Genomic DNA, 16,048 nt, shown 5'->3' on the forward strand with positions numbered 1-16,048 from the left:
GGTCGGTGAGCTCAGTGGCCGATGCGGCAGGGGCCGGCGGCGGCGGAGATGCAGGTCTGGATGTTGACGCCGTCGCCCTCGACGGCGGAGGTGATGTCGCCGCTGCGCAGGTCGCGGACGACCCCTTCGCGCAGCGGGAGCACGCACCCGAAGCAGACGCCCATGCGGCAGCCGCTGGGCATCAGCACCCCGGCCTCCTCGGCCTGGTCCAGGATCGGGCGGTCGCCGCTGGCCTCGAGCGAGATGCCGCTCTCGGTGAAGTCGACGGTGCCGCCCTCGCCGGTGACCAGCGTGGTGGCGCGGAACTGCTCGGTGAGCAGCTCGAGCCCGCGGGCGGTGTGGTGCTCCTCGAGCGCGGCCAGCAGGCCGGCGGGGCCGCAGGCCAGCGTGGTGCGGGCGTCGAGGTCGGGGACCAGCGTGGCCAGGTCGCCCACGTCGAGGACGCCGTGCTCGTCGTCGTAGCGGGCCACGAGGTGGATCAGGCCGGCGCGGTCGAGCACGCGCAGCTGGTCGAGGAAGATCGAGTCGGGCTCGGTCGGCGCGACGTGCACGACCGTGATGTCGTACGCCGCGCTGCGCTCGAGCTCCAGGGCGCCGGAGTCGGTCACGGGGAAGAGGTTGCGCAGCATCCCGATGACCGGGGTGATGCCCGAGCCGGCGGTGACGAACAGCAGCTTGCCGCCCTCGGTCGGCAGCACGAAGTCGCCGGTGGCCTGCTCGAGGTGGACCAGCGCGCCGACGGGGGCGCGGTGGACGAGGTGGTGGCTGACCTTGCCGTCCGGCACCGCCTTGACGGTGATCGAGATGCGGCCGTCGGCGCGGGGGCCGTGGGTCAGGGAGTAGGCGCGCCACTGGCGGACGCCGTCGACGTCGATGCCGATGCGGACGTACTGGCCCGGCACGTGGCCGGCCCAGTCGGCGCCGGGCCTGATGACGATGGTGGCGGCGTCGGCGGTCTCGGGGTGGACCTCCTCGACCCGGCCGCGCAGGGCCGCGCCCGCGCGCAGCGGGTTGAAGACGTCGAGGTAGTCGTCGGGCACCAGCGGGGTCGCTGCCAGCTCGGCGACGCGGAGCGCGCCACGTCGCAGCGTGCGCGTCCAGTCACGGCTGGTCCCGCGTGCCGACCCGGTGGGTCGAGGGGAGGAGGTCGTGGTGGCCATGCTTCTACTGTTCGCCATCGGGGGGCTAAAGTCATGACCAGCGGGCGTGAATCCCAGGCCCTGTCTTGTTCGTGAGGAACAAAAGATGGCCCGAAAAGCCTCGTTGCACCTCGGCAAGCGCACCGTCACCGAGCTGCGCAGGACGCTGCCCGACGTCGCGGAGCGCACCATCGCCGCGATCACGGAGGAGGTGCCGAGCTACTCCGATGCTCTCACCGGGTCGATGGGGCAGACCATCAGCACCGCGGTCGAGCTCGCGCTGGGCGGCTTCCTCTCGCTGGCCGAGCGCTCGCGCGGCGCGGAGCAGTCGCCGACGGCCACGGCGGTCGACGGGGCCTACCAGCTCGGCCGGGGCGAGGCCCGCAGCGGCCGCTCGGTCGACGCGCTGCTGCAGGCCTACCGGATCGGGGCGCGGGTCTCGTGGCGCGAGCTGTCGACGGCGGCGGTCCGCTCGGGCGTCGACGCCGAGACCGTGGGGCGCTTCGCCGAGCTGGTCTTCGCCTACATCGACGAGCTGTCGGCGGCGAGCGTGGCGGGCCACAACGACGAGCTCGAGACCACCGGTCGGGTGCGGCAGCGGCTCCTGGAGCGGCTCGCCGCCCAGCTGCTCTCCGGCGCCGACGACGAGGTGGTGGCGGCGACCGCCGCCCAGGCCGACTGGCCGTGGCCCGAGACGCTGACGGTGGTGCTGGTGCCCGAGTCGCAGGTCCGGGCGGTGCTGCCGTCGCTGCCCGCCGAGACGGTCCACTCGGGCGAGCCGCTGTCCGCGGGCGGCGAGAGCGACCTGGCGGCGCTGCTGGTGCCCGACGTGCACGGCCACCGCCGCACCTCGCTGCTGCGGGCGCTCGAGCACCGGGCGGCCGTGGTGGGCCCGGCGCGCCCGACCACCGCCGTGCGCGCCTCGCTGGAGCGGGCGCTGCGCGTGCGCGCGCTGGAGCTCGGCCCCGACACCGAGGCCCACCTGACCGAGCTGGTGCTGGGGGCCGACCCCGACGCCCTGGCCGACCTGCGCGCGCAGGCCCTGGCGCCGCTCGCCGACCGGGGCGCCAGCAGCACCGAGAAGCTCGTCGAGACGCTGCGCTCGTGGCTGCTGCACCACGGCCGCCGCGACGCCGTGGCCGCCGACCTGTTCGTCCACCCCCAGACCGTGCGCTACCGGATGTCGCAGCTGCGCGAGGCCTACGGGGAGCGGCTCGACGACCCGCGCGCGGTGCTCGAGCTGACGGTGGCGCTCGGCACCCTCGACGTCGCGGGCCGGGCGACCGACGACGACGCGGCCCCCGAGGCGGGCACGGCCGGCTAGAGCGAGCCGTGCACCAGCCGGCCCGCGACCCAGGTGGCGTCGGAGCGGATGCCGGTCAGCTGCGCAGCCTGGTCCCGCGGGGTGCCGCTGGGCAGCGGGTCGGTGTCGAGCAGGGCGAGGTCGGCGAGGTCGCCGACCGCGACCGTGCCGCGGCCGTCGGTGCTGGCCGCCAGCGCCTCGGCCGCGGTGAGCGACTGCTCGGGGTGCCAGGGGTCGTCGTCGCCGGCGCCGCGGTGCACCGCGGCCGCGATCGCCAGCCACGGGTCGAGCGGGGCCACGGGGGCGTCGCTGCCGAGCACGACCTCCACGCCGTCGTCGACGAACCAGCGCAGCGCGAAGCAGCGCTCGGTGCGGTCGGGCCACAGCACCTCGGTGAGCGCGCGGTCGTCGAGCAGGTGGGCGGGCTGCACGCTGGCGCGCACGCCGAGCGCCGCCATCCGGCGCGAGTCCTCGCGGCGGACCAGCTGGGCGTGCTCGACCGAGCCGCGGACGCCGGTCGCGGCGAAGGCGTCCAGCGCCTGACCGACCGCCGCGTCGCCGATGGCGTGGACCGCGACCTCGAGCTCGCTGCGACGCGCGTGGTCGAGCGCGGCGCGCAGGCCCTCGGCCGAGATGTTGGCGGCCCCGTGACCGCCCCCGGCGTACGCCGAGCAGCACCAGGCCGTGCGGGTGTTGAGCGACCCGTCGGAGATGATCTTCAGCGGCCCCATCGTCACCAGGTCACCGCAGTCGGGCAGCAGCTGGCCGGTGCGCATGCCGGCGGCGGCGAACTCGTCGAGCGTGTCGACGTAGGCCCCCACCCGCACCCGCAGCAGCCCCGCGCCGCTCGAGACGCGCCCGGGCCAGGCGCTGAACGCCTGGTCGAACTCCAGGTCGACCAGGCCGGTGACGCCGCGCTTGGCCGCCTCGTGCATCACGTGCACGTAGGCCTCGGGCGCGGTGCCGTCGGTGCCGACGAGGTCGACCAGGCGGGGGTACGTCGCGAACCACTCGCTCTCGCTCACCATGCCCTCGCGCTCGGGCAGCGACAGCGCCCGCATCGCGGCCCGGTTGAGCCAGGCGTGGTGGCCGTCGCCGGCGATCAGCACGACCGGCCGGTCGCCGGCCAGCTCGTCGAGGACCTCGGTCGTCGGCGGCTCGCTCCAGGTCGCGGGCCGGTGGCCCCACCCGACGATCGGCAGCTCGTCGATGTCGTGGAGGTGCTGGGTGACCTGGTCGAGCACCTGCTGGCGCGACCGGGTCAGGGTCAGGTCGAGCCGCTGGGAGGCGAGCGCCCACTGGCCCAGGTGGACGTGCTGGTCCCACAGGCCGGGGGTCAGCCAGCGGCCGTCGGCGTCGAGCTCCTCGGTGCCCCGGGGGCGGTCCAGGTGCTCGCCGACCTCGGCCACGCGGCCCCCGGAGAGGCGGACGTCGACGGGACCGGACGGGGCGGCGGCGCCCGGCCCGATCGGCACCAGCCGGGTCCGGCGCAGGACGAGGTCGGGCTGGGTCGCGGGCACGGGGACCACGCTAGGACAGGGCGCGGACGAGGCTGAGCCCCAGGGTCGCGCAGAGCAGGCAGCCCCCCACCGACAGCACGGCGTACGCCGCCCCGCGACGGCCCCCGGCCGCCACCGCCTGGACCGCGAACGACGAGTAGGTGGTCAGCCCGCCGCAGAACCCGACGCCCAGCAGCGCCATCGCGTGGCCGTCGACGGCCGCCCCGACGAGGGTGCCGAGGACCAGCGAGCCGACCAGGTTGACCAGCAGGGTGCCCCACGGCAGCCGGTGGGGCAGGTCGCGGTCGAGGCGGTGGCCGACGGCGTACCTGACGGGGGCGCCGACGGCGGCGCCCAGCGCGACCAGCAGCGCGAGCGCGGGCGTCACGGGTCGCCGCCCTCGTCGCGCGCCCGGGCGTCGTCGGCCGCCGTGACCAGGCGGCGCACCGCGAGCACCGCGAGCAGCGCGCCGCCCAGCGTCCCGAGGCAGTACGCCGCGGCGAGGCCCGGGTGACCGCCGTCGAGGAGCACCAGCGTGTCGGTCGAGGCGGTCGACATCGTGGTGAAGCCACCGAGCACGCCGGTGCCGAGGAAGACCGCGACCCAGGGTCGGTGTCGGGCGGCCGGGACGAGCGGCACGGCGGCCAGCAGACCGGCGCCCACGACGTTGACCAGCAGCACGGTGGTCGGGAAGTGGCCGGTCGGGGTGGGCGCGGCCAGGGTCAGCAGCCACCGGGCCAGGGCCCCGATCGCGCCACCGGCCGAGGCTGCGACCAGGCCGGCGAGGGGCGGGCGCGGGGAGGGGGCGGGGCGCGCGCCTGCGGTGACGCTCACGCAGGCGGCATGGTGGTGGGGCCGTCCCAGCGGGTGGGGGCCTCCTCGTCGCCCTGCCGCTCGAACTCGGTGAAGTACCAGTCCTGGAGCCGCACGATGACCTCGGGCGGGCGCAGCGCCAGCAGGTGCTCCTGGGAGAAGGCCCGGTAGACCTCCTGCAGCAGGTCGCGGACGCGCGCCATCGTGGTCGGGGCCGTGGCCGGCACGACGTACTCGAGGTCGATGCTGGTGAGCCGGTCCTCGATGGCGCGGTCGAGCGCCTCGACCCCGAGCGCCGCGCGGCGCTCGCGGTCGGCCTGGGTGAAGACCTCGGTGATCTCGGAGGCGATCGGGTAGTCCTCGGGCGCGGTCATCGCCAGCAGCCGCAGCTCGCGCCGGGTCTCGAAGTGGAAGCGGCGCATCATCTCGAACAGCCGCGGGGGCACGCCGAGCAGCCGGATGCCGATGCGCTCCACCTCGTCGAGGCCGGGGTCCTGCTCGAGGTCGGGGTCGAAGGCGAAGATCTCGCCGCTGGGCTGGTCCTCGCGGTCGGGGCCGCCGGGCTCGAACCAGACCGACTTGCCGCGGCCGTCGTGGGCGAGGTCGGAGCCCCACCGCGCCGACATCATGGCGACCAGGTCGAGCCCGCGCCCGAAGGTGGTCACGTTGAAGTCGTCGACGTCCTCGGGGTCCGGCGCGATGGGCGCGCGCTGGGGCGGCACGGGGGAGGAGTCGACCACCTCGATGCGGGGGTGGTCGACGGTCCCGCGGATGCGGATCGACAGCGGCGGCTGGGAGTGGATGAGGGCGTTGGTGACCAGCTCGGAGACCCCCAGCGCCGCGGAGTCCACGAGGTCGTGACGACCGATCTCGGTGAGCACGCGCGAGACCCACGAGCGCGCCAGCTTGACCGACGGCGGGCTCGCGGGAAGCACCAGGGAACGCTTGGTCAGCGGCAACCCGTCCTCGCTCCTGTGTGCGGACACGACACGCACGTGGAACCGCGGCTCCCTGCACGATTGCCTCAGAGTAGGGGAAGTCGGACCGCCGCGTCTCGAATCACGACACGACGCCCAGCAGCGCGTTCTCGACCACCTCGGCGAGCGACGGGTGGATCCAGTACTGCCCCCGCGCGACCTGCTCGGGGGACAGCCCCAGGCTCATCGCCTGCACCAGCGGCTGGAGCAGGATGCTCGCCTGGGCACCGAGGGCGTGGGCCCCGAGGATGGTCTGCCCGTCGGCCGAGACCACGAGCTTGAGGAAGGCCTCGCCGGGCTGGCTGTCCATGGCCCAGCCGTAGGCGACGTCGCCGTAGTCCTGGCGCACCACGCGGTGCGCGAGGCCCTGGTCGACGGCGTCCTCCTCGCGCAGCCCGACGCTGGCGATCTGCGGGTGGGTGAAGACCGCGCTCGGCACCGGTCCGAGGGTGTTGGCGCGCAGGTCGTCGGGGTGCAGCAGGTTGTGCTGCACGATCCGCGCCTCGTGGTTGGCGACGTGCTTGAGCTGGTGGGTGTTGCTGACGTCACCGAGGGCCCAGACGCCCTCGACGGTGGTGCGCTGGTGCTCGTCGACCACGACGATCCCGTCGCGCACCTCGATGCCCGTGTGCTCCAGCCCGAGCCGGTCGGCGTTGGGCACCCGGCCGGTGGCCACGAGCAGCACGTCGGCGGCGACCTCGGTGCCGTCGGAGAGGGTGACGACGACGCCGTCGCCGCGCCGGGCGACGCCCGTGGTGGTGGCGTCGAGGCGCACGTCCCACTGCCGGGTCGCGGCCTCGGTGAAGGCGCGGGACACGTCCTGGTCGTGGGCCATCAGCAGCCGGGGCCCGCGCTGCACCTGGGTGACGTGGGTGCCGAGCGAGCTGAAGACGTGGGCGAACTCCGCCGCGACGTAGCCGCCGCCCACGACCACCATCCGCCGGGGCAGCTCCTCGAGCCGCATCACGGTGTCGCTGGTGTGGAAGGGGACGTCCTCGAGGCCGGGGATGTCGGCGACCAGCACCCGGCTGCCCGCGGCGATCACGACCTGGTCGGCCGTCACCTGCTCGCCGGTCCCGCCGTCCTCGGTCGAGGTGACCAGCGTGTGGTCGTCGACGAAGCTCACGTGCGACTCGAAGACGTCCACCCCGTCGAGGCCCTTGCGGTAGTCGCGGCCCCCGCGCTCGATGGCGTCGACCCGGCCGAAGACCCGGTCGCGGATCTCGGGCCAGCGCGCCCCGGCGTACGACGTGTCGAGGCCGAGGTGGTCGCTCTCGCGGGCCGACCGGGCGACGTCGGCGGGGTAGACGAACATCTTGGTCGGGATGCACCCGACGTTGAGGCAGGTGCCGCCGAAGCGGTTCTCCTCGAAGATGGCCACGCGCCGCCCGGCGAACCGCTCGTCGACGATGGAGTTGCCGGATCCCGTGCCGATCACGGCGAGGTCGTAGTGGGTCACCCCGCCATCGTGCCCGAGGGACCCAGCGGGGGTGGGCCGGCCTGTGACGGAGACAACCGCGCAGGATTGGCACCCCGGGACGACAACGGGGAACATGAGAGTTATGGCTGACGTGAACAAGCGCAACACCGATCGGCACCAGGTCGTCGTCATCGGCTCCGGCTTCGGCGGGCTCTTCGGCACCAAGGCGCTCAAGCGCGCCGACGTCGACGTCACGATGATCGCGAAGACCACCCACCACCTGTTCCAGCCGCTGCTCTACCAGGTGGCCACCGGCATCCTCTCCGAGGGCGAGATCGCCCCCGCGACCCGCGAGGTCCTGGCCAAGCAGGACAACGCCACCGTGCTGCTCGGCGAGGTCGTCGACGTCGACCTCGAGGCGCGCACCGTCACCCACCAGGTGCTGGGGCGGCGCACCGTCACGTCGTACGACACCCTGCTGGTCGCCGCCGGTGCGGGGCAGTCCTACTTCGGCAACGACCACTTCGCGGAGTTCGCGCCCGGCATGAAGAGCGTCGACGACGCGCTCGAGCTGCGCGGCCGCATCTTCGGTGCCTTCGAGCTGGCCGAGAACATGGCCTCCAAGGGCGAACCCGTCGACCACCTGCTGACCTTCGTGGTCGTCGGCGCCGGGCCCACGGGCGTCGAGATGGCCGGCCAGATCGCCGAGCTGTCCCGCAAGACCCTCAAGCGCGACTTCCGGGCCATCAACACCAAGGAGGCCCGCGTCATCCTCCTCGACGCCGCCTCGCAGGTGCTGCCGCCCTTCGGTGCCCACCTCGGCGCCAAGAGCAAGAAGGCGCTCGAGGACCTCGGCGTCGAGGTCCAGCTCGGCGCGATGGTGACCGACGTCGACGAGCGCGGCCTCGAGGTGCAGGACAAGAGCGGCGAGCGCCGCCGCATCGAGGCCGTCACCAAGATCTGGGCCGCGGGCGTGCAGGCCAGCCCCCTGGGCGCGATGCTCGCGGAGCAGTCGGGCGCCTCGCTCGACCGCGCCGGCCGGATCGGCGTCAACCCCGACCTGACCCTGCCCGGGCACCCGGAGGTGTTCGTGGTCGGCGACATGATCGCCCTCAACAACCTCCCGGGCGTGGCGCAGGTGGCCATCCAGGGGGCGAAGTACGCCGCCAAGGAGATCAAGGGCCGGCTCGAGGACAAGCCCGCCCAGGAGCCCTTCAAGTACTTCGACAAGGGCTCGATGGCGACCATCTCGCGCTTCGACGCCGTCGCGCTCATCGGCAAGGTCAAGCTGAGCGGGCTGCTCGCGTGGCTGATGTGGCTGGGCGTGCACCTGATCTACCTGACCGGGTTCAAGAACCAGTTCACCGCGCTGATCCACTGGACGGTGACCTTCCTGTCCAACGACCGCTCCCAGCGCACGGCGACCGAGCAGCAGATCTTCGCCCGCACGGCGCTGAGCCGGCTGCCCAAGGGCGCCACCGAGCTGGTCAGCGAGCCCGGCACCTTCGCGGCCGAGGACCGTCGCGCCCAGCTCGAGGCCCAGGCCGAGGAGGAGTCCCGGCTCACCGACGCCGGCGCCCGGGGTCGCGCCAGCTGACGGCTCGGCCGACACACCGGTCCGCGCCGCGCCGGGGCAGCACCCGCGGCGAGGCGCCCACCTGGGCTTGACTGCCCCGATGAGCTCCTTCCCCCGAGCGGCCCGGCGCACCGTGGTGCTCCTGGCCGCCCTCGTGCTCGCCGGCACCGGCGTCGCCGTCCCCTCCCCGTCGGGCGCGACCGCGCCGTCCACGACCGGAGTCGCCGCGGCCGCGCCGCACGGCGTGCCCGTCGTGTCCGGACAGCTGCTGCGGGCGGCCCCCGTGCTGCGCCGCAAGGCGACCATCCGGTTCGAGAAGAACGTCGACGGCAGCCCGTTCCGCTCGCGCGTGGTGTGGCGCTCCTGGAAGCGGTCGGGTGCCGGGTCGCCGTGGAAGCTGACCGAGGAGGCCGCCTGGCGGGCGGGCTCGGGCACCGGTCCCCGGGCCAAGGACTCCTGCGCCAAGGGCGAGGGCTGGCTGCCGAACGGCGTCTACTCGTTCGTGCAGCACGACCGCCGCGACGGCACCTACATCGACGGCCGGGTCTTCGAGCTGGCCGCCAAGCCGTGCCGCGACGGCACCCTGCGCGAGATGCTCTTCATCCACTCCGAGCAGACCGTGGACAACGGCCAGTGCGCCGACCTCCCCGGTGACCAGCGCTGCCGCTGGGAGGTGCCGCGGTGGAACGACTACCGCTCCGCCGGCTGCATCAAGATGGCGCCGGGTGACCTGGCCGCGCTGACCCGCCGGTTCCACCGCTACTACGCCGCCGACGTCCGCTACCCGACCGACCAGGTGCGGGTCCGCGTGCTCGGCTGAGGCCGCTCAGCCCTGCGGCGGGTCCTCGCCGACCACGCCGTCGACCGCCTCGCGGAGCAGGTCGGCGTGGCCGGTGTGGCGGCCGTACTCCTCGAGCAGGTCGAACAGCAGCCGCCGCAGGCTCGGGTGGTGGCCGTCCCCGTCCTGCTGGTGGGTGGGCAGGTCGAGCCCGCCCTGGGCCAGCGCGTCCCGCAAGCGCTCGCGGGAGCGGCGCACGGCGCCGTCCCACAGGGCGTAGAGCTGCTCGGGCGTGTCCTGCGCGGCCGAGGTGAACTCCCAGTCGCCCGCCTCGAAGTCGGCCTCGGCCCACGCCTCGCCCGGACCGGTGCCCGGCGAGCGGCCCGCGAGCTTCCAGGCGAAGCTGACGTCCTCGACCAGTGCGAGGTGCTTGAGCAGGTTGCCCAGCGTCAGCGACGAGGCCCCGATCCGCAGCGCCAGGCCGTCGGCGTCGAGGCCCCCGGCCTTCCAGCGGAAGGTCGCGCGCAGCCGCTCCAGGGAGGCGACGAGGTGCTCGACCTCGGTGCCGGCCAGGGGTGGTTCGACGGAGGCGAGGGCGGCGCTGGTGGCGCTCTCGGCAGGCTCGGGGGAGTCGGTGCTGGTGTCGTGGGAGGTGGTCATGACCGCACCGTAAGACCGGTTGCGGACGGATCGCGTCCGGATCTGCTGCGATCCTGGGCGGGTGGACGACACCAACCCGACGGCCCGGGCGCTGCGGTGCCTGGCCCTGCTCCAGGAGCAGCCGGGGATCTCGGCCTCCCGGCTCGCGGCGGGGCTCGAGGTGTCGGAGCGGGCGGCGCGGCGCTACGTCGCGGTGCTGCGCGAGGCCGGGGTGCCGGTCGAGTCCGCGCGCGGGCCGTACGGCGGCTACCGCCTGGGACGCGGCGTACGCCTGCCGCCGCTGCTGTTCGACCCGGCCGAGGCGCTGGGGCTGGTGATGGCGGTGCTCGACGGCCACCACGACCCCGACGACCCCACCGACCCGGTCGGCAGCGCGCTCGGCAAGCTGCTGCGGGCGCTGCCGCAGCCGGTCGCCGCGCAGGCCGACGTGCTGCGCCGCGGCGCCTCGGCCGCCCCCGACCGCGCGGCCGCCCGCCCCGACCCGGCGACCGCGGCGGCCCTGGTGGCCGCGGCCGCGCAGCGCCGGGTGGTCGCGCTGGACTACTGCTCCGAGGCCGGCAACCGCTGGACCGCCGAGGTCGAGCCGTGGGCGGTCGTGGTGCGCCACGCGCGGTGGTACCTGCTGTGCCGCTCGCCCTCCCGCGACGCCGTCCGTGCCTACCGCGTCGACCGGATCGAGGCCGTCGAGCCGCGTGAGGGCAGCTTCGTGCCGCCGCCCGAACTCGACCCCGTCGCCCTGCTGGAGCAGCACCTCGCCTCCGGCTGGGAGTACGCCGCGGAGGTGGTCGTGGACGCCCCGCTCGAGACCGTCGCCCGCCGGCTGCGCCCCGGCCTCGGCCGGCTCGAGGCCGTCGACGAGCACACCACCCGGCTGGTCGGCAGCACCTCCAACCCGTGGTGGTACGCCGAGCAGCTGGTGGTCCTGCCCGCGGCGTACCGCATCCTCGGCGGGCCCGAGCTCCTCCACTGCGCCCGCGCCACCGGCGAGCGCCTCCTGGCCGCCACCGAGCCGACGGTGGATGGCGCCGCCGAGAGTCGGTAGTCCGAGACGTTCGGCAGGCCAGGAGGCCCCGACGAGCTGCCGAACGTCGCGGACTACCCGACTACCCCGACTACCCCGACTACCCGACCTGCTCACCAGTGCCCGGGTGGGCCCCGTGGGGATCGAACCCACAACCCGCGGATTAAAAGTCCGCTGCTCTGCCAGTTGAGCTAGAGGCCCGTGTGCGCCGGGCCGGCGCCGGCCCGGGACGGGGGCCATCATGCCGCAGGGGCGGATCCCTCCCCGCACGGCCGGGCGCGGGAAACCGGTTGAGACCCGGGGGGCCGCCCACCAGGATGCTCGCGATGACGCGCCGACGGATGCACCCCGACCAGGTCGACACCTCGGTCGACCTCGTGCGGCGCCTGCTGGCCGCCCAGCACCCCCGCTGGGCCGACCTGCCGGTCGAGCCGGTGGTCGAGGCGGGGACCGACCACGACCTCTACCGACTCGGCCACGACCTGCTGGTGCGGCTGCCCGTCATCGGGTGGGCGGCCGGCCAGGCGGCGCGCGACGCCCGCTGGCTGCCGGTGCTCGGGCAGGGGCTGCGCGAGCGGCTGCCGGGGGACCGGGGCTGCGAGGTCCCGGCGCCGGTGGCGCTGGGCGCGCCGGGGGAGGGGTACGCCCACCCGTGGTCGGTGGTGCCGTGGATCGAGGGGGTCGTCCCGACGGCGCACGACGACGACGACCTGCTGGGCCGCGACCTCGCCGAGCTCGTGGTCGCGCTCCAGCGGATCGCGCCGGCCGACGGACCGGCGCGCGGTCCGGGCGAGCGGGGAGGGCCGCTCGGGGTCCTCGACGCCGAGGTGCGCGCCCGGCTGGCGGGGCCGCTTCCGGGCCTCGACGTCACCGCCCTGCGCGAGGTGTGGGAGCGCGCGGTCACGGCTCCCGCATGGGAGGCCGCGCCGGTGTGGCTCCACGGCGACCTGCAGGCCGGCAACCTGCTGGTCCGCGACGGCCGGCTCGCCGCCGTCATCGACTGGGGAGGTCTCGGAGTGGGCGACCCGGCGGCCGACCTGGCGCCGGCCTGGACGCTGCCCGGGGCGCGGGCGCGGGCGGCGTACCGCCTCGGGGTGGGGTACGACGCGCCGACCTGGTCGCGCGCCGCGGGGTGGGTGCTGGCGCCGGCGCTGGCCGGGCTCGACTACTACGCGAGCAGCCGGCCGGACCTGTCGGCCGAGAGCCGCCGGCGCCTGGAGCTGCTGGCGGCCGGCCCGGGGCCAATCAGCCGAGGCGACCCTCGAGCGAGGCGTAGAAGTCGTCGGCGGCGGCGAGCTGCTCGGCCAGGCGGTCGCGGCGGCGCTTGACGTCCACGGTGAAGGTCTCGAGCTCCTCGCGCTCCCGGTCGGTGGGCCGGTGGTCGGGGTCCTCGAGGCTGGCGACGAGGTGGAGCAGCTCGCGCATCTCCTCGAGCGTGTAGCCCAGCGGCTTGAGGACGCGGATGAGGAGCAGCCGCTCCACGTCGCGCTCGGCGTAGAGCCGGTAGTTGCCGGCGCTGCGGGCGGCCGTCAGCAGGCCCTCGTCGTCGTAGTAGCGCACGGTGCGGTGCGAGAGCCGGACCCGCTCGGCGACCTCGCCGACCTTGAGGGTCGGCTCGTCGCGGTCCGCCGACGCGACGTCGGGGGACGAGGCGGCGTCCGGCGAGCTCATCCGCGCACCCTAACCCGACGCGGACCCGGGCCGCCGCGCCCGCGGGGGTGGGATCTCGGCCGTCGAGCCCTCCCGATCGGGGCCTCAGGCGCGCTGGCGCTCGCGCCCGGGCAGCGGCCGGGTGACCCAGGTCGCCGACTTCAGGCGCAGTGCCGGCGCCTCGACGAGTCGCCACGACAGCAGCGCCGCCACCCCGGTCGTGCCGAGGCAGACCAGGAGCACGAGCGGCAGCGGCAGCACCCCGACCCCGGCCGACAGGGCGAGCACGCTGAGCGGCCAGTGGAAGATGTAGGTGCCGTAGGACAGGTCGTACGCCGGCTCCTGGCGCAGCGGCAGCCGCACCACCGCGTGGACCACGACGTAGCCGAAGGCGACCCCGCCTACGGCCCGGTAGTCCTCGAGCAGCAGCACGCTCGCCACGAACGTCGCGAGCGCGAGCAGGAGCAGCGGCCGGCTGATCCGGATGCGGTCGGCCCAGAGGTGGGCGGCCGCTCCGAGCAGGAAGACGAAGACGAGGCGGGGCAGGTTCTCCACGGGCAGGGTAAAGAGGCCCAGCTCCTGGGCGAGCAGGGCCGCCTGCAGGACCGCGAGCGCCGCCAGGACGAGCCACCGCCGCCGGCGCAGCACGGCGAGCAGGCCGAGCACGGCGACCAGGCCGTAGCAGAGCGCCTCGTAGAACAGCGTCCACAGCGCGCCGTTGACGTTGCCGCCGCCCGGGGTGGTGGGCGGCAGGGTGTCGATCGTGAACTGGCGGATCATCAGCCCCGCGTTGTGGACCAGGTAGTCCAGCGCGGAGCCCTCGCCGCGGTAGACCGCGAGCGGTCCTGCTCCCTGGAGCGCCGAGATCGCCGGTGCGAGGACGAAGGTCGTGAGCACCAGGCACACGTAGAAGGCGGGCAGGATCCGCAGCGCCCGGTGCCAGGCGTAGCGGCGCAGGGACCCCAGGCGCACGAAGCTCGCGGTCACCAGGAAGCCGCTCACCACGAAGAAGCCGTCGACCGCGACCGCTCCGATCTCGGTGGAGGCGATCTCCGGGCGCCAGCCGCGCGCCAGCTCGGTCGCGTGGACGAGCGCCACCGTCGTGGCCAGGAGCAGCCGCAGCACCGCCAGGCTGTTGGCGCGCGGGTCGAAGGTCGACGCCAGCGTCGGGCGCGCGGCGGGGTCCGGCGGGCTGGTCCGGGCCGTGGCGGTCATGTCGTGGCGCTCCCGGTGTCGTCGCGGTCCTGCTCGTGGTCCGGGAGGTCGGTGCGCTCCGAGCAACCTCACCTTGACGTGAGGGTAACGATGACCTGACAGTCACGTAAAGGTCATGTCAGCGTCCGGACGTGGCAGGACCCCGGCCGACTAGACCGGGGTCCTGGGGGTGGTGACGCGTCAGGGGGCGAGGCGGGCTAGGAGGCCGAGCGGCCGCCCTGGTGGTGCTCGACGATCCGGGTGAAGAGCTTCGGGTCGACGTGGTGGCGGCGCACCACGCTGGACCGGTCGCCCTCGTGCAGCCGGGCCTGCCAGCCGCGGGAGCCGCCCTGGTCGACCTCGGCGCGCACGTCGTCGGAGCCCAGGTCGTAGCGCTCGGTCCCGCCGCGGCCCTCGAGCTCGACGACGCCGTCCCGCACGGTCACCACGGTGCCGTCGGAGCGCTGCAGCAGCCACGACGCCGCCGCCAGCACGGCCACGCACAGCACCAGCAGCAGCACGCTCGCGGAGGTCTGCACCTCGATCGCGTGGATGGCCGCGAACACCGACGCCACCCCGCCCACGAGCAGCAGGGCGCCCAGGACGTACGGCGTCAGCTGGTTCGGCGTCCACTGCACGAACGCCGGCACCGGGCTGGCGTCGCGCTCCGGGGTCGGGGGTGGGGTGGGCTCGGGTTCGTGCTTCGCGGCCGGTTCGGGCTCCGGCTCCGGTTCCGGCGTGGGCTCCGGCTCCGGCTCGGGCTCCGGCTCCGGCTCCGGCTCGGGCTCGGGCTCCGGCTCCGGCTCGGGCTCGGGCTCGGGCTCCGGCTCGGGCTCGGGCTCGGGCTCCGGCTCGGGCTCCGGCTCGGGCTCCGGCTCGGGCTCCGGCTCGGGCTTCGGCTCGGCAGCAGCGGGCTCGGGGTGGGGTGCAGGGGAGGGCGCGGGGGCCGGGTCGTCGTACTCGTAGACGGTGCCGTCCTCGGTCGCGAAGGTGCCGTCGGCGTAGTGGTAGAGCCACCCGGTGTGGCCGAGCCCGTCCTCGGCGCGGTGGAAGACCCAGCGCTCCTCGGTCGGCGTGGCCGCGTCGCCGGCCGTGCCGGACGCCCCGGACGCCCCGGGCGCGCCGGGCGCGGGGTGGTGCTTGTCGGCGGCGTGGGTCGGGGGGTGGCCCTCGTCGCGGCGCCACCGGCCGAGCAGCCGCCTGACCCCCGAGGCGCCCCCGGATCCCGTGCGGTCCTCGGTGTCGGTCATCGGGTTCCTCCCACTCGGTCACCGCGCGCGGTGACGGCCCTGGCGGCCGCCGGGCACGGGGCCGCCGAGGAGAGCATCGCGCACCGCCGCCGCCGGGTCGACCGGGTGACCGCGAGCCGGTCACCCTCGGTCCCGGACGTGTGACCTGCGTCCTGCCGGCGGGCCGCGCCGGGCGCCCCGGCAGGCTCGCGCCGGGCTCACGGCAGGGTCCTGGCGGGGTCGTGGCGGGGGCTCGCGACGCCCCGGTGGCGGACCCATGCGACAAGCCCTCGGTGGAGTTGCTACTGTCGTGAGTGCAGGGTGCAAGTTCCAGCGGTTACGACAACGCTCGTTGGAGTTTGTGATCCAACGGCGTTTCTTCTCTTTGCTACAAGGCTTGCGAGGTGGGACGGCGTATCACCCGCACCTTGCAGAGGCCGCTGAAGTGGCGGTCTCAGGCCTCAGTAACAGGAGAACACCAGCATGGCTCAGGGCACCGTCAAGTGGTTCAACGCCGAAAAGGGTTTCGGCTTCATCGCTCAGGAGAACGGTGGTGACGACGTGTTCGTCCACTACTCCGCGATCCAGTCGCAGGGCTACAAGTCCCTCGACGAGAACCAGAAGGTCGAGTTCGACGTCACGCAGGGCCCCAAGGGTCCCCAGGCGGAGAACGTCCGCGCGGTCTGATCGACTGACGCAGCGAAGGGCTCCGACCGCAAGGTCGGGGCCCTTCGTGCTGTCCGGGGAGATGTCCGACGGGCATCTCGGACACATACCGAAGGTTTGTTT

At 74.6% G+C, this 16,048-nt stretch carries 16 protein-coding genes and 1 tRNA gene; 6 read left to right on the plus strand and 11 right to left on the minus strand.

The genetic code is table 11. The features are described 5' to 3' along the window. Positions 1-11: 11 nt before the first annotated feature. A complete protein-coding gene (locus tag BLU55_RS16185) occupies positions 12-1,160 on the minus strand; it encodes a ferredoxin reductase (RefSeq protein ID WP_231916919.1) in 1,149 nt (382 codons plus the stop codon). Between the two features lie 85 nt (positions 1,161-1,245). On the opposite strand from BLU55_RS16185, the gene BLU55_RS16190 reads away from it, so the two are divergent. Continuing rightward, on the plus strand, positions 1,246-2,463 hold the full coding sequence (locus BLU55_RS16190) for a PucR family transcriptional regulator (protein WP_091731806.1): 1,218 nt from the start codon (positions 1,246-1,248) through the stop codon (positions 2,461-2,463). Here BLU55_RS16190 and BLU55_RS16195 read toward each other — a convergent pair. The 5 genes from BLU55_RS16195 to BLU55_RS16215 form a co-directional block, all read right to left on the minus strand. Beyond that, positions 2,460-3,962 (minus strand): amidohydrolase, encoded by a 1,503-nt coding sequence (locus tag BLU55_RS16195; protein ID WP_091734109.1) that lies wholly within the window; start codon positions 3,960-3,962, stop codon positions 2,460-2,462. The two genes, BLU55_RS16190 and BLU55_RS16195, sit on opposite strands and share 4 nt — an antisense overlap. 10 nt (positions 3,963-3,972) lie before the next feature. Next, a complete protein-coding gene (locus BLU55_RS16200; RefSeq protein ID WP_091731809.1) occupies positions 3,973-4,329 on the minus strand; it encodes a fluoride efflux transporter FluC in 357 nt (118 codons plus the stop codon). After that, positions 4,326-4,775 (minus strand): FluC/FEX family fluoride channel, encoded by a 450-nt coding sequence (locus BLU55_RS16205; RefSeq protein WP_197681020.1) that lies wholly within the window; start codon positions 4,773-4,775, stop codon positions 4,326-4,328. The genes BLU55_RS16200 and BLU55_RS16205 overlap by 4 nt, the downstream gene beginning before the upstream one ends. After that, positions 4,772-5,740: an ATP-binding protein gene (locus BLU55_RS19555; RefSeq protein WP_197681021.1), complete on the minus strand. Its 969-nt coding sequence runs from the start codon at positions 5,738-5,740 to the stop codon at positions 4,772-4,774. The genes BLU55_RS16205 and BLU55_RS19555 overlap by 4 nt, the downstream gene beginning before the upstream one ends. Before the next feature lie 73 nt (positions 5,741-5,813). After that, positions 5,814-7,190 carry a mycothione reductase gene (locus BLU55_RS16215; protein ID WP_091731811.1) on the minus strand — a complete coding sequence of 459 codons (1,377 nt, stop codon included), beginning with the start codon at positions 7,188-7,190 and terminating at the stop codon, positions 5,814-5,816. Between the two features lie 103 nt (positions 7,191-7,293). Between BLU55_RS16215 and BLU55_RS16220 the strand changes: the two genes are divergently transcribed. Next, positions 7,294-8,748: an NAD(P)/FAD-dependent oxidoreductase gene (locus BLU55_RS16220; protein WP_091731813.1), complete on the plus strand. Its 1,455-nt coding sequence runs from the start codon at positions 7,294-7,296 to the stop codon at positions 8,746-8,748. Between the two features lie 79 nt (positions 8,749-8,827). Beyond that, positions 8,828-9,547 (plus strand): hypothetical protein, encoded by a 720-nt coding sequence (locus tag BLU55_RS16225; protein ID WP_091731816.1) that lies wholly within the window; start codon positions 8,828-8,830, stop codon positions 9,545-9,547. A 6-nt stretch (positions 9,548-9,553) separates the two neighbouring features. On the opposite strand, the gene BLU55_RS16230 is transcribed toward BLU55_RS16225, so the two are convergent. After that, positions 9,554-10,165, minus strand: coding sequence for a mycothiol transferase (locus BLU55_RS16230; protein ID WP_091731819.1), 612 nt, complete (start codon positions 10,163-10,165; stop codon positions 9,554-9,556). A 61-nt stretch (positions 10,166-10,226) separates the two neighbouring features. Between BLU55_RS16230 and BLU55_RS16235 the strand changes: the two genes are divergently transcribed. After that, a complete protein-coding gene (locus BLU55_RS16235; RefSeq protein WP_091731822.1) occupies positions 10,227-11,207 on the plus strand; it encodes a helix-turn-helix transcriptional regulator in 981 nt (326 codons plus the stop codon). Positions 11,208-11,314: 107 nt separating this feature from the next. Here the strand turns inward: BLU55_RS16235 and BLU55_RS16240 are convergent. Continuing rightward, positions 11,315-11,387 (minus strand) — tRNA-Lys (locus BLU55_RS16240). Between the two features lie 125 nt (positions 11,388-11,512). Between BLU55_RS16240 and BLU55_RS16245 the strand changes: the two genes are divergently transcribed. Beyond that, on the plus strand, positions 11,513-12,514 hold the full coding sequence (locus BLU55_RS16245) for an aminoglycoside phosphotransferase family protein (protein WP_091731824.1): 1,002 nt from the start codon (positions 11,513-11,515) through the stop codon (positions 12,512-12,514). On the opposite strand, the gene BLU55_RS16250 is transcribed toward BLU55_RS16245, so the two are convergent. The 3 genes from BLU55_RS16250 to BLU55_RS19805 form a co-directional block, all read right to left on the minus strand. Then, a complete protein-coding gene (locus tag BLU55_RS16250) occupies positions 12,432-12,857 on the minus strand; it encodes a MerR family transcriptional regulator (RefSeq protein WP_091731827.1) in 426 nt (141 codons plus the stop codon). The two genes, BLU55_RS16245 and BLU55_RS16250, sit on opposite strands and share 83 nt — an antisense overlap. A gap of 84 nt (positions 12,858-12,941) precedes the next feature. Then, a complete protein-coding gene (locus BLU55_RS16255; RefSeq protein ID WP_091731829.1) occupies positions 12,942-14,051 on the minus strand; it encodes an acyltransferase family protein in 1,110 nt (369 codons plus the stop codon). Between the two features lie 197 nt (positions 14,052-14,248). Beyond that, positions 14,249-15,280 (minus strand): hypothetical protein, encoded by a 1,032-nt coding sequence (locus BLU55_RS19805; protein WP_197681022.1) that lies wholly within the window; start codon positions 15,278-15,280, stop codon positions 14,249-14,251. A 462-nt stretch (positions 15,281-15,742) separates the two neighbouring features. On the opposite strand from BLU55_RS19805, the gene BLU55_RS16265 reads away from it, so the two are divergent. After that, entirely contained in the window at positions 15,743-15,946 is a 204-nt protein-coding gene (locus tag BLU55_RS16265; protein ID WP_091731833.1) for a cold-shock protein, read from the plus strand. Positions 15,947-16,048: the final 102 nt, after the last annotated feature.

Origin of the sequence: Nocardioides scoriae (genome assembly GCF_900104965.1) — a bacterium.
Taxonomy (GTDB): Bacteria; Actinomycetota; Actinomycetes; order Propionibacteriales; family Nocardioidaceae; genus Marmoricola; species Marmoricola scoriae.

Bases quoted from the DNA above. Each gene is read 5' to 3' on its own strand.
- BLU55_RS16220 (WP_091731813.1), top strand. From the start codon at position 7,294: ATGGCTGACGTGAACAAGCGCAACACCGATCGGCACCAGGTCGTCGTC.
- BLU55_RS16190 (WP_091731806.1), top strand. From the start codon at position 1,246: ATGGCCCGAAAAGCCTCGTTGCACCTCGGCAAGCGCACCGTCACCGAG.
- BLU55_RS16265 (WP_091731833.1), top strand. From the start codon at position 15,743: ATGGCTCAGGGCACCGTCAAGTGGTTCAACGCCGAAAAGGGTTTCGGC.
- BLU55_RS16255 (WP_091731829.1), bottom strand. From the start codon at position 14,051: ATGACCGCCACGGCCCGGACCAGCCCGCCGGACCCCGCCGCGCGCCCG.
- BLU55_RS16225 (WP_091731816.1), top strand. From the start codon at position 8,828: ATGAGCTCCTTCCCCCGAGCGGCCCGGCGCACCGTGGTGCTCCTGGCC.
- BLU55_RS19805 (WP_197681022.1), bottom strand. From the start codon at position 15,280: ATGACCGACACCGAGGACCGCACGGGATCCGGGGGCGCCTCGGGGGTC.
- BLU55_RS16250 (WP_091731827.1), bottom strand. From the start codon at position 12,857: ATGAGCTCGCCGGACGCCGCCTCGTCCCCCGACGTCGCGTCGGCGGAC.
- BLU55_RS16230 (WP_091731819.1), bottom strand. From the start codon at position 10,165: ATGACCACCTCCCACGACACCAGCACCGACTCCCCCGAGCCTGCCGAG.
- BLU55_RS16185 (WP_231916919.1), bottom strand. From the start codon at position 1,160: ATGGCCACCACGACCTCCTCCCCTCGACCCACCGGGTCGGCACGCGGG.
- BLU55_RS16245 (WP_091731824.1), top strand. From the start codon at position 11,513: ATGACGCGCCGACGGATGCACCCCGACCAGGTCGACACCTCGGTCGAC.